The sequence below is a fragment of the Cerasibacillus terrae genome (assembly GCF_008039555.1).
GTDB classification, from domain to species: domain Bacteria; phylum Bacillota; class Bacilli; order Bacillales; family Amphibacillaceae; genus Cerasibacillus; species Cerasibacillus terrae.
Genome location: NZ_VDUW01000006.1, coordinates 1 through 12,279 on the forward strand (window position 1 = coordinate 1; position 12,279 = coordinate 12,279).

The following is a 12,279-nucleotide window of genomic DNA, read 5'->3' on the forward strand; positions in this document are numbered from 1 at the left end:
GAGTCCTCTCCTTGGTATCTATAATTTCAGGGTCAATGCGCATTGACACCTTGTACTATACCAGGAGAGCTCTTTTTTATGCAAACCTCAAATTCCCTCAAATATCTTCATTACAGGAATGCTCCTCAAATAATGATTATAGAATTTGGCAAGATAGTGATTATCTTGCCTTTTTGCATTATTATCCTATGTTCATTTTCCTCTTTGGTGCTATCTTCAATGGAATTCAATCAAAAAAAGCTACTGCTTTAACAACAGAGCTTAGAAAAATGTTATAGTATCCAATTACTTATTTTTTGAAATAGCATATGTAAATAATTATGTGGTACTAACAATCAATGGGGGATAAAAATACCCCCATTGATTGAAGATGGAAATTCAGTCATAACCTTATAACATGCATATGAAAGTTACTATAAAGTTAAATTATTTAATTTTTAATTTAATGACATATGCTTCTTCATAATCGGTTGCTGCTTTTAAATCTTCTTTTGATTTAATTTCATTGATTGAGGTAGAGGAATTTTTATTTGTTCGCACAAACACACCTATAATTTTTTCCTCTCCAATATTAATCGCTAGTGGTAAATTGGTTTGATTATGCGCAGTAGATGCATATTCGGTTACTGGAAATGGTCCAGCAACAGTGCTAGTATATCCATTTTTACTCATGATTGAACTAATCCATTGTTCTGTTTCGTCCTCGGATTGTTGCCTTGCAACGAAAATTCGTAATGGTTCCTTTTTGTCCTTTTCACTAATACTGGAGCGGAAGTAAGAGATTTCTTCTTTAAATGCTCCTTTTTCGTAATAGTCAATTGTTAATTCCATTAAATGGATGTCATCATTTTCGATGTCGACTTCATATAAAAATGAAACATCTGTCAGCAAATCTGTTAAGTGACTTTCAAATTCATTAATATCTGTTTCAGTGATATTTGCATCGCCTTTTTCATCATTAGAACAGGCGGTTGTCAAAAGCAAAATAAGTATGATCATTCCAAATGTAAATCGCTTCATGGTGATGCCTCCTATTTTATTTTATCGCAGATTAACTGATTGTAAGACCTCCACATCAAGAATTATAAGTGGAGGATCAATAGCCAGTAAAGGGAAGAAAACTCCCACCGATTGAAGTTTCACTTTATTTCAAGGGAGATTGTTAAATAAGCTATGACATCGTTATACCGGGAAATAAGTGGGTATATCAGTATTTCTACAGATATACCAAGTTTTTTTGTCCACAAATTAAGATTTTTACATGTAATGGAAAACTTATTATGGAAATAATTACTATAAATCATATCATTTTTCTACATATTAACCAATTTTATATAAAGATTCGACAAATAAGCTCGTTATGGAATGGGATTATATTCGCTGGAGAGCTTCCTTAAAATAAAAAAACATGCCATTTTTATCAAGATAATGGCATGTCTATTTTAATCAATTAATTTTTTGAAATTGATTTTCTTATCCATTGCATACATCAGCGGCATTCCAATCGCCATAATGATAAATTCACCAGCTGCAGTTGTCAACCAAGTTAATAAAAATGGAAGTTTAAAAGCAATGTTTAACTCATATGCAATGATGAACATATTAAATGTAAAAACAAATGTGTTCGCAAATAAGAGAATCCACTTATTTTTAATCACACGGGATAGTAGGATAATGATTAATAAAGATAAAATCGAATGAGCTAGTCCAAAAATTAAATCCAAACTACCTAGTTCCGAAAATAAGTTGGTGATAAATACACCTACTACAATTCCAAAGAAGTATTTTTTATTAAATACAATTAAATGGTTAAAAATTTCAGGAATCCGAAATTGAATCGGACCGAATGCAATCGGAATAATCAAGGTGGAAATCGCTATATATAGTGCAGCAATTACCCCATTGATGGCAAGTACTTTTGTTTTCATTTTTATACGCTCCTTAGTTTTTTTGCGTGGGATGGTTTCGAACCACGTTATGAATTTTGAATGTAAAATTCATGAGATATATTATAACATAGGAACAGAAATCAGGATATAGGGGAAAATGGTAATGCTATTGTATTGTTTTGTGATAAAAAAGAAGGGAATAATAAAAGAAAACAAATACAAATGCGCATTTGTATAAAAAATAGTACCAGGTATCAATCCCATGTGATAAAATGGAGGTAACAATATAAATAAGGATGATTGATCATGATATATAATTTTGCTGCTAGATTGTTAAACATTATTTTAAGCATGTTTGGTCGGATAAAAGTAAACGGAAAGGAAAATTTACCTAAATCAGATGGATATGTTATCGCATGTACGCATACAGGATGGGTAGATATATTGTGGCTTGGAATTTCTGTGTTCCCAACAAAACTACATTTTATGGCGAAGAAAGAACTGTTTGAAACAGCCTTTACCAAATGGCTTATGGAACAATTAAATGCTTTTCCAGTTAACCGTGAAAATCCCGGACCAAGTGCGATAAAAATACCACGAAATTTAATAAAAGAAGGAAAGGTAGTTGGGATTTTTCCAAGTGGAACAAGAACAACAGAGGATGTTCCATTAAAAAGGGGAGCAGTGACAATTGCAAATCTCGCTAATGCACCAATTGTTCCAGCAGCATATATTGGACCAAATAATTTTAAAGATTTATTCAAAAGAAAAAAGCCATCTATTATATTTGGTGAGCCGATATATATGGAAAAAGACCTCCCAAAAAAAGAAAGAATCAACCAAATGATGCATGAATTAGAAGGAAAAATGAAAGTATTACAAACGGAATTACGAGAGCATACCTAGGAAGAGTTTATGCGCTTGGTAGGATTGGAGCCTGGTGATGATTGAAGAAAGATCGGTTGTTTAGAATGGCGTTGGTCCGCACATCCCCAAGCGACAAACACACATCCCAGACCTTGGACTGCACACCACATATTATCATTTTTTTTAGAAAAAATCACAGCGAAATAAAAAAGAATAAACTGTTAGGAGATTTGCTACCCAACAGTTTATTCTTTTTCTCGTTGATGATTACGAAGCTTTTACAGGATTGTCCTTATCCCCTTTTGTTTTTGTGAACGAATTCCACGCTTCAAAAATGAGGAAAATACATAATACAAGTAATGCAAATGCTGAAATAGCAAGGAAGTAGTTTGGTGATCCTCCGGTAAAGATATTTTCATAGATTAAGACACTTAAAGCGGAAAGTGTAATAATAAACATTAAAATCATTGGGATGATAGTAAACCAAGCATTAACACCTTTTTTCATCAACCAAGCACTTACAGCGAGTAACGCAATGGCACCGAGCATTTGGTTTGCGGAACCAAATAGTGGCCACACCTTATTCCATGTTCCTGAAACAGCTAATGCACCTGCACCGATTACGATGATCAATGTTGCGATATGTTGATTGGAAAAGAATTTTGATTTTCCTTCAGCAAATTCTTGTACGGCATATTTTCCTAAGCGGGTTGCTGAGTCTAATGTTGTCATTAAGAAAGCGGATGCGACTAAGGCAACAAAAGTTGTTCCGACAACCTCTGGAATTCCGAAATGACTCATTAAAAATCCTACACCAGCAGAGAATGTGGGAATTGGACCACCAAGTTCTGCAAGCTTTGTCGTAAATTCGGCTTGTGTTAAATACCCTACAGAACCAATCGCGATGACAGCTAGAAATCCTTCCAGTAACATCCCACCGTAAGTAATGAATTTTCCGTTTTTTTCATTATCAAGTTGTTTGGCTGTTGTCCCAGAAGATACTAGGGAATGGAACCCAGATACGGCTCCACAGGCAATGGTAATGAATAAAATAGGAAACATATATCCTAACGTTTCATTGTAAAATCCTGTATATCCATCCATTTTCATCACAGGGTTTGCGAAGATAATTCCAATGACAGCCCCAAGAATCATTCCATACAGTAAAAATGAGTTCAAATAATCACGTGGTTGTAACAAAATCCATACAGGTAAAACAGATGCAATATAAGAATAGGCAAGTAAAATGATTACCCATGTCGTACCACTTAAATGTAACGGAAAAACATTTCCAAACCAAACAGCAACAAACATTGCGATGACACCTAATGCACTTGCTAGTAGGAAATTCATCCGTAATTGATTGACTAAAATACCAAATAAAACAGCGAGTCCAATAAAGAGTAAAGAAGATGTTGCAGCTTCTGGTACATTTACAAATGTATCACGAACTAAAATAATAAATACACCAACAATTAAAATGAGAGTAGCAACTGAAAATGCTAAGAATAACGTTTGGCCACGCTTTCCGATGTATTCTTTAATAATTGTACCAATTGACTGTGCTTTATGCCTAATGGATGCCTGGAGAGCTGTATAGTCATGCACACCACCAATGAAAATACTACCAAGTACAATCCAAATAACAGCAGGAATCCATCCAAACACAGCAGCAGATACTGGACCAACAATCGGACCTCCTCCTGCAATGGTTGCGAAGTGATGGCCCAAGAGAACAGGCTTTTTTGCTTCTACATAGTCAACACCGTCTGCCATCTCGACAGCTGGTGTTTTGCGGTTTGGATCAACACCCATTTTTTTCTCAAGAAATCTTCCGTATGTGAAATATGCGATGATAAAAATAACGCCAACGATTAGTAATAAAGAAATAAGTGTCATTGTGCTACATTTTCCCCCTTTAAAAAGTTGTCTACCCCAGATACGAATTGCTTTCCTTTTGAGTGAATAATAATGTTTTTCTTTTTTGGATTCACAATTGCTAAATATATTTCCGCCCATCCATGTAATCCAAACTTCAAAAATTTAATTTTCCGAAATTTTTTGGCGTCCTTAAGAACCTTTTGATCTATATCATGATTTGTCACAATCATTCCTAAAATAATGGTAGACATATGTTCTTCATGTTTAATGATGTAATTATCAAGATTGGTCTCAATTTTTTCATAGAAATCTTTTAAGAAATTTGAAGTGATTGCCTTTTCGCAAGCTGTTGCAAAAATGATTTGTTGATTTTCAATGCCATATATTTTTATTTTTTTGGATAACATATAGCGTTCATCCCGACGGCGGTATTGAGCTAAGAATGATAATGGCAATCCATCCAGTTGCTCATTTCTATATACGTCAAAGTAAGGTGTGTATAGATTTGCCAAGTCGTTGATAAATGTATGTAGTACGTTATCTTTAACCATTATTGTTCAGCCTCCAATGCGATTGATAGATTCTCTTCACTAACTTGGCTCTTCATAAGTGAAAGTAGATGTGGAATTAAAATCTGATTAACCCTTCGACACGAATAGTTTTAAAGGGTTTGATACCAAAAGTTTTTAATTCGACTTGATTATTCCTAAAATTCAGTCCCCTTTGGATAAAAAAATGACAGCTATGATCTTTTACAACGTAGTAATGATTGAGATTTTCAGGTGCTTTGTATTCCGTCCATAATTCGTCTGTTGGGACACAACAATCATTTAAATCAAGCCTAGAAACAGTTAGAACATTACCTTTTCTTTTGATTAATTCTCTAACTTTTTCATCCAATGAAACAGAAATTTCCATGGTGTCACCTCTCTTTCATTGATATTTTGTAAAAAAAGCGTAGAAAGATTTTCTATCCTTCATTACAATATATTATTCAATTGCTATAATAAATACAATATACTGAAAAGTTAATATTAACAATAATATATAATAATTTTGAAAAGTTCAACCCCATTGCTTAAAATTTTTTATCGTAGGTTAACTGGCTGTAATACTTCCTGCTTCAAGAGTTCAAGAGAATCAAGAATGATAGGTGGGGACGGGTGGCGAGTCAAACGCCCAATTCGTTTAAGGGCCTTTATTGTCATACCCATGTGGTGCTAAGAATCGATGGAAGATGAAAAAACCCCGCTGATTGGGGTTTTACTTTTAAAGTAATGTATGGAGTAGAGAAAATTAAGAAAATTTTGAAGAGATTTTACAAGAGGTTACTGGGCAGTATCTTGTAGATAGCTTGGCTATATTATTGGGGATGGTAAGTGAAAAGAGGAATAGGGTTTGTTGATATGAAATAGAGCTCACACAATTTAAACAAGGTTGTATAATTATAAACTAGCAGTTGTATAATTCTACTTTAAAGTCGCACAATATCAACCCAACACCTCCCATCCTCGTGTTACTGGCAAAAGGCTCTAAGCTGAAATCACGTCTATTCTTTTATCTTTAATCCGAGTAATTTGGAGAATCCGATAGCTTGCTCATTGGAGACGGTACATCCATTTAATGTGTTCCATGTAACAGTTAAACGTTCGAATCTGTTGGTGCTTAAGTCGATATTGTTTAATGGGGTGTTGGAAAAATTTGCTCCGTTCAATTGGCATTCTTGAAAATGGACATTTTTAAATTGGCATTCATAGAAATCACTGTTTTCCAGAAAACTATCTCTGAATCCGATTTGTTTGAATCTAGAAAATCCATAAGAACTTAATCCTGCTTGACATGTATCAATGGCGACATTTTCTAGTGTTGTTTCTGAAAAATTTGCCCCGAGCATTTTACAATTTATAAATTGTACGCGATGCATCCTTCCACCACTGAAATCAATATTTGATAAATCACAATGATCAAAGACAACGTCCATTAAATCGATATTGGGAAATGAAATGTTTTCAAAATGTATCTGTTTAAATTTAACTTGTTGGAAATAAATGGAGGGCATCGTGATATTTTTAATTGAATCACTTTCAAACACACACCTTGCATAATAGGGATTTTCAGATGGTTGGAATGTTTGTTTTGATAATTCATTAGGCAGTCTTGGAAGCTGGATGGTTTTCATTTTCTTCAACGGTTTCTCCCCCTTTTTCTGGAATTTTACCATACCAATGGCTGTTCTTCCATGGTTATTGTCTGAATACATCGATTTGCTTCTGGTGATCATCTTTATATTTACGATAAAAATCAACCATTGGTGGAAGCACATTTTTCAAATCAGGGCAGGTGATTCCTGTGCCACTCAAATCTTTGAGGGTTTCAGAGCAATCATAAGATGAAGGAATGGTGAAATAATCCATTGCCTCCTTTTCTACCTTAATCCATTTGCTTATCATTTTTTCTTGGAGTAGCGCTTTTGTTAGGGGGATAGGGATGTTTCTTTTTGGTCTTTTCCCTAAAAAGACTTCTGCAATCATAGTTTGGATATCACGCATTGTATATGGATTTGGATCTGTTAGATGATATGTTTTTTCAATACTTTCTTCTTGCATCACGAGAAAACTCGTTGCTTGTAAAACAAAATCAGATGGAACAAAATTTCCCTCCACTTTCACTTGGCTATCGCCGAAATAGGGGATGAGGGAGGGGAAATGTATTTTATCATAAAAATTCAATAAAAAATAAAGACCATCGAATTTCGGAATAAACCCTGTTTGCGAATTTCCAATAACAATGGATGCGCGAATAATGGTTGTCGGAACAATGTTCATGACTTTTCGTACACTTATTTCTGCGAGATATTTAGTATGCTCATAATGATTGCGAAAGCTTTGCTTCTTCTTTAGTTCATGTTCGTAAATTTTTCCTTTCCGAGTCCCAGAAACATAGGCCGTGCTAAAGTAGACATAACGTTTTAAAGAAGGAAGTGTCTGTACCCACTGATTTACCTGCTTTGTTCCTAAAACATTGGTTAGGTGGGCTAGTTCTTTTGGTACAGCTAAATCATAAAGAGCAGCAAGATGGAAAACATGTGTGACTTGATTGTTCACCTTGGCCATGGTTCCTTCATTCATTGCTAGCTGTTTTTTTGTAATATCACCTGGTATGATGGTGGTGAAGTCTTGGTCCAATTGATATGCTTTTTGAAAGTGGAAGATATCTTCCTTTGCTCGATTCATTTTTTCAGGGAGAACGAGAAGATAAATATGTTTTACTTGCTCCCGATAATCTTTTATTAATTGTCTAATTAATCCAGATGCCAGAAATCCCGGATAACCTGTTATAAAATAAACATGTTGCATGATTATTTCTTCCTTTGTATTTTTTTATCGATGTGGGAAGGCCATTTTGAAAAGAGACACGTATTTTCAGCCGAAGAGCACGCAGCTCAAACTATGGACAATACATCTTCATGTGAAGATGCTTATGTCAGGTCAATAATTGCTTCACTAACATCCCTTAAATCCAACACAAATCATTTATATTTCTTAAATCTACAAAAAATCAGTAGTTATTTGTGATATTCCACTTAAAATGATATATAAAGCGAACCTTCATTCGAAAGGGTTAGCATCCAGTTAATCTGTGATAAATAAAGGGGGAATATGTGTGCGGATGTTTTGGTTTCAGTTGTTCTTATTCTGTGGTTTTTGGGTATTGCTTTTAGCAGAGAATCATCATTATACGTATATTAGTTTAATGTTTTTCGCTATTTCACTCGCTATTTGGTTTTTATTGTCTTTAAAGCGTCATTTATTGGTGCTGTTTGGTGTTTTGGGTGGTTTACTTACATTACATGGATATTATTTTACAACATCATATACGAATACGGTTTTATTTCTGTTATATGTTTTCCTTGTTGCCGTATTTTATTTAGATAAAGGGAATTTTCGTTTATATGTCATCATTCATAGTATGTTTGTTTTCGTGCTCTGCCTTCTAAAAATGGAGGCGATTTATGGGGTCATCTTTTTTCATCTCATGCTTTATTATGTGCTCTACCAATTCAAGTATTTACATCATGATAGACTGGAACAGCAAGAAAAATATAACCAATTAAAGACACGTTATCGACAGATGAAGCGGACACATTTAAAAGCGGAAAAAGCGGCGAGATTAGAAGAACGAACAAGGATTGCACGCGATATTCATGACTCAGTTGGTCATCAATTAACAGCTTTAATGATGAAGTTGGAGATGCTTGCCATTCAGGAAAAAAATGATACGTATCGCGATTTAAAGCAAATGGTGACGGAGAGTTTGCAAGAAACAAGAAAAGCAGTACAAGCATTACAATTGGATGAATATGAGGGTATCGCTGCGGTTATTCAACTGATTCGAAAATTAGAGGCAGAAAGTCATTTAGAAGTGCAATTCACATTAAAGCGTGGTGTCTTAAATCTTTCTTTAACAAATGAAGTAGGAGTCGGGCTTTACCGTGTCATACAGGAAGCGTTAACGAATGCAATGCGCCATGCTGAAGCTCGCGAAGTCCAAGTGATATTAGGAACAACAGCAGATAATCAGCTATCATTTACCATTCAAAATTCTATCCTTGATACGAACTTATGGGAATACGGATTCGGCCTCAAAACAATGAGGAAACGGGTAGAATCATTAAAGGGGAAAGTGAATATTTATCAAACAGAAAATATGTTTATTGTTAGTGGTATGTTGCCTAGTACATAAGAAGGAAAATGGAACTTATTGCCCCTTCCGAGGAGGAATATATATATGTGGAAAATTTTATTAGTGGAGGATCAAGCAATTGTCAGGCAAGGGTTGAAAGTTATTTTAGAACAGGATAATAATCTTCAAGTCACACATGAAGCAGAGAATGGAGAAGAGGCAATCGATATAGTAGAAAAGCATCTCATTGACCTTGTGTTGATGGATATTCGTATGCCTGTAATGAATGGAATTGATGCTACAAGAATCATGAAAAGAAAATGGCCACATGTAAAAATTCTTATTTTAACTACTTTTAATGATGAACAATATGCAATGGAAACATTACGGGATGGTGCAAATGGATTTTTATTAAAAACAGCCGAATCGGATCGCTTAATTGAAGCGGTTTATAGTTGCATGAAAGGGGCCATGCCTTTACATGATGAGGTTGTTGCAAAAGTAATGCCACATCTATTAGAACAAAAGAAAACAAAACAAGAACTGCCTGTTACATTAACGGAACGGGAATTAAAGGTTATTCAATTGGTTGGAGAAGGGTTAACAAATAAGGAAATTGCAGCGGGGTTATTTTTGTCTGTTGGGACGGTGAAAAATCAAATCACACAAATTTTACAAAAAAACAAATTTACGTGACCGCACTCAACTAGCATTATTTGCGGTGAAACATGGGTTAACATAAGAACCGAAAAATAAATTTGAAGCAGAGTGGTGTAGACGAAAATAAGTAATTAACCAAAGTAAATGGATGAAGTCCAACCCACGAGACCTTCTATATAGGAAAAATTCAAAAACATCTATGAAAAAAATCACTGTTGCAACGTAAAATCATCTATTTTTTCAGAAATTCATGATTTTGTTAGATTTGTACATGTTTCACAGTAGTTTTATTCGGTAAACTTAGATATGGAAGACGAAAGGGAGAAGGTGAATTCATTGATTGAAATTTTATTAGATGAATTACATGTATCATCTGTATGGAATGGCGGAATATTGTTGCTGGCCTTTTTTACATTAATCCTCTATTTTTTTATTTTACCAACTGGGAAAAATCATACATGGTGGAAATCCATTATTTTTATTATTGGAGTATTCGTTGCCTATATGGCAATTGGTAGTCCATTAAATATTGTTGCACGGATTCAATTTAGTACACATATCATTCAATTAATTTTGTTTTTACTTGTAGCACCTCCACTATTGATTATCGGATTTAAGACAGAAATCATCCATAAAGCATTGAAATTTCCGATTGCAAAAAAAATCGCCAATATTTTAACAAAGCCGTATGTGGCATTTATTTTGTTTTTTACCTTTTTAACGATGCTACATGTTCCAGCGATTTTCGATGCAGCAAGAATGGATATTTATACGAATTATTTCTATATGTTTGGATTACTTTTTATTGCGATATTATATTGGATTCCGATTGTTACTGATATTTGCTTTGAAAGAAAGCAAAAATTATTATATGTTGGTTTAAGTATTTTTGCATTAATCCCGGTTAGTTTATTTTTAATGTTTTCAACAGAAGGTATGTATGAAACCTATTCTGATTTAGGGGTATTCGTGGATGCATTAGAAGCTTGTTTTCCACCCGATGAGGAACCATTACCAGCCTCTTTTTATGAATCATTATTACCAAGTAAACCTGTTCAATTACAACATGTAGGTGGACAAATTTTACTTGGTGGAGGAATTGTTGTATTCCTAATCACGATGCTTCTTGTGCAAGTTTTTGAAAAAAGAAAAGCAACGAAAAAATAAGAAGAATGGAGACTCACTGCTGTTGCAGGGGGTCTTTTTATTTTGAAAAAATGACCTTAGTCACTCTTATTTTATAAAAGCAATGACTCTAGATAGTGTTTGCATGGTATTTTATCTTCTATACTATAATTAAGCATGAAGAGATTTTGAAATATGCGTCTTCACAAGAATGGGGGAATTTTATGATTGAGTTAGTCAATTTAACGAAAAAATACAAACAGAACAATGCTGTGAAAAATTTAAATATGTTTATAGAAAAAGGAGAAATGGTCGGTTTATTAGGTCCGAATGGGGCAGGGAAATCAACTGCCATTTCGATGCTATCATCCCTGATTGAACCGAGTGAGGGGGATGTGTTGTTTCAAGGAAAGAGTATATTGAAAAGGCCAGAAGCCTTGCGAAAGATTACTGGGATTGTACCACAAGAAATTGCGTTATATGAAGATTTAACAGCACAAGAAAATATGGAGTTTTTCGGAAGACTTTACCAGCTACGAGGAAAGCAACTACAGGGGAAAATTACAGAAGTACTCGAATTAACCGGTCTTATCGAACGACGAAAAGAAGTAGTGAAAACATTCTCCGGTGGGATGAAACGCCGATTAAATATCGGTGTTGCAATGCTTCATAATCCTGAATTTTTAATTATGGATGAGCCGACAGTTGGGATTGATCCTCAATCAAGAAGTTATATTTTAGAGACGGTTAAGCGTTTAAATAAAGAAAGGAATATGACGGTTTTATATACGAGTCATTATATGGAAGAGGTCGAATTTTTATGTGACCGGATTTATATTTTGGATAAAGGAAGTTTAATTGCTTCGGGTACAACAAATGAAATTAAACAAATTCTATCAGCGGAAAAAACGATTCAACTCGAAGTAGAGCAAGTAAAAAGTGAATTACTAACTTTACTAAAGGAAGATCCGTCCGTTAACCGCCTATCTGTACACGAAAAGACGATTACCTTGATTTTGCCAAAAGAAGTAGATGTCTTTGCCAAGTTAACACATTATGCGGAACAGACGAATACGAATTTAAAATCAATTACAACGGAAGTACCAACATTGGAAGATGTTTTCTTACATCTTACTGGCCGTGGGCTTCGTGATTAAAGGAGGCTAGTGGGTAT

At 34.4% G+C, this 12,279-nt stretch carries 12 protein-coding genes, 1 pseudogene and 1 riboswitch; of the genes and pseudogenes, 6 read left to right on the forward strand and 7 right to left on the reverse strand.

Translation table 11 applies throughout. The features are described from left to right. On the forward strand, positions 1-278 hold a 278-nt coding region (locus FHP05_RS15465), incomplete at its 5' end, for a hypothetical protein (RefSeq protein ID WP_210766933.1). Between the two features lie 148 nt (positions 279-426). Here the strand turns inward: FHP05_RS15465 and FHP05_RS09580 are convergent. Both FHP05_RS09580 and FHP05_RS09585 read right to left on the reverse strand, forming a co-directional pair. Beyond that, the gene (locus FHP05_RS09580) at positions 427-1,020 is read right to left on the reverse strand and encodes a hypothetical protein (RefSeq protein WP_147667463.1); all 594 of its coding nucleotides are present in this window, start codon (positions 1,018-1,020) and stop codon (positions 427-429) included. 422 nt (positions 1,021-1,442) lie between these two features. Then, positions 1,443-1,928 carry a QueT transporter family protein gene (locus FHP05_RS09585; protein ID WP_147667465.1) on the reverse strand — a complete coding sequence of 162 codons (486 nt, stop codon included), beginning with the start codon at positions 1,926-1,928 and terminating at the stop codon, positions 1,443-1,445. A gap of 7 nt (positions 1,929-1,935) precedes the next feature. Continuing rightward, positions 1,936-1,980: riboswitch (PreQ1 riboswitch) on the reverse strand. A 218-nt stretch (positions 1,981-2,198) separates the two neighbouring features. Between FHP05_RS09585 and FHP05_RS09590 the strand changes: the two genes are divergently transcribed. Continuing rightward, positions 2,199-2,795, forward strand: coding sequence for a lysophospholipid acyltransferase family protein (locus FHP05_RS09590; RefSeq protein ID WP_230973982.1), 597 nt, complete (start codon positions 2,199-2,201; stop codon positions 2,793-2,795). 228 nt (positions 2,796-3,023) lie between these two features. Here the strand turns inward: FHP05_RS09590 and FHP05_RS09595 are convergent, their stop codons facing one another. From FHP05_RS09595 to FHP05_RS09615, 5 genes are all read right to left on the reverse strand, one after another. Further along, positions 3,024-4,655 carry a carbon starvation CstA family protein gene (locus FHP05_RS09595; protein WP_147667471.1) on the reverse strand — a complete coding sequence of 544 codons (1,632 nt, stop codon included), beginning with the start codon at positions 4,653-4,655 and terminating at the stop codon, positions 3,024-3,026. Beyond that, positions 4,652-5,188: a hypothetical protein gene (locus tag FHP05_RS09600; protein WP_147667474.1), complete on the reverse strand. Its 537-nt coding sequence runs from the start codon at positions 5,186-5,188 to the stop codon at positions 4,652-4,654. Before FHP05_RS09600 ends, FHP05_RS09595 begins: the two co-directional genes overlap by 4 nt. Before the next feature lie 76 nt (positions 5,189-5,264). Beyond that, on the reverse strand, positions 5,265-5,555 hold the full coding sequence (locus FHP05_RS09605) for a hypothetical protein (RefSeq protein ID WP_147667476.1): 291 nt from the start codon (positions 5,553-5,555) through the stop codon (positions 5,265-5,267). Positions 5,556-6,186: 631 nt separating this feature from the next. Then, entirely contained in the window at positions 6,187-6,816 is a 630-nt protein-coding gene (locus FHP05_RS09610; protein WP_230973983.1) for a pentapeptide repeat-containing protein, read from the reverse strand. 64 nt (positions 6,817-6,880) lie between these two features. Continuing rightward, entirely contained in the window at positions 6,881-7,993 is a 1,113-nt protein-coding gene (locus FHP05_RS09615; RefSeq protein ID WP_147667481.1) for an SDR family oxidoreductase, read from the reverse strand. A gap of 313 nt (positions 7,994-8,306) precedes the next feature. On the opposite strand from FHP05_RS09615, the gene FHP05_RS09620 reads away from it, so the two are divergent. The 4 genes and pseudogenes from FHP05_RS09620 (at position 8,307) to FHP05_RS09635 (ending at position 12,262) form a co-directional block, all read left to right on the forward strand. Next, positions 8,307-9,380 carry a sensor histidine kinase gene (locus FHP05_RS09620; protein ID WP_230973984.1) on the forward strand — a complete coding sequence of 358 codons (1,074 nt, stop codon included), beginning with the start codon at positions 8,307-8,309 and terminating at the stop codon, positions 9,378-9,380. A 45-nt stretch (positions 9,381-9,425) separates the two neighbouring features. Further along, positions 9,426-10,062, forward strand: a pseudogene (locus FHP05_RS09625) (response regulator transcription factor). 254 nt (positions 10,063-10,316) lie between these two features. After that, the gene (locus tag FHP05_RS09630) at positions 10,317-11,147 is read left to right on the forward strand and encodes a cytochrome c oxidase assembly protein (protein WP_191126312.1); all 831 of its coding nucleotides are present in this window, start codon (positions 10,317-10,319) and stop codon (positions 11,145-11,147) included. Between the two features lie 182 nt (positions 11,148-11,329). Then, on the forward strand, positions 11,330-12,262 hold the full coding sequence (locus FHP05_RS09635) for an ABC transporter ATP-binding protein (RefSeq protein WP_147667489.1): 933 nt from the start codon (positions 11,330-11,332) through the stop codon (positions 12,260-12,262). Positions 12,263-12,279: the final 17 nt, after the last annotated feature.

Bases quoted from the DNA above. Each gene is read 5' to 3' on its own strand.
- FHP05_RS09580 (WP_147667463.1), bottom strand. From the start codon at position 1,020: ATGAAGCGATTTACATTTGGAATGATCATACTTATTTTGCTTTTGACA.
- FHP05_RS09585 (WP_147667465.1), bottom strand. From the start codon at position 1,928: ATGAAAACAAAAGTACTTGCCATCAATGGGGTAATTGCTGCACTATAT.
- FHP05_RS09595 (WP_147667471.1), bottom strand. From the start codon at position 4,655: ATGACACTTATTTCTTTATTACTAATCGTTGGCGTTATTTTTATCATC.
- FHP05_RS09600 (WP_147667474.1), bottom strand. From the start codon at position 5,188: ATGGTTAAAGATAACGTACTACATACATTTATCAACGACTTGGCAAAT.
- FHP05_RS09605 (WP_147667476.1), bottom strand. From the start codon at position 5,555: ATGGAAATTTCTGTTTCATTGGATGAAAAAGTTAGAGAATTAATCAAA.
- FHP05_RS09610 (WP_230973983.1), bottom strand. From the start codon at position 6,816: ATGAAAACCATCCAGCTTCCAAGACTGCCTAATGAATTATCAAAACAA.
- FHP05_RS09615 (WP_147667481.1), bottom strand. From the start codon at position 7,993: ATGCAACATGTTTATTTTATAACAGGTTATCCGGGATTTCTGGCATCT.
- FHP05_RS09620 (WP_230973984.1), top strand. From the start codon at position 8,307: ATGTTTTGGTTTCAGTTGTTCTTATTCTGTGGTTTTTGGGTATTGCTT.
- FHP05_RS09635 (WP_147667489.1), top strand. From the start codon at position 11,330: ATGATTGAGTTAGTCAATTTAACGAAAAAATACAAACAGAACAATGCT.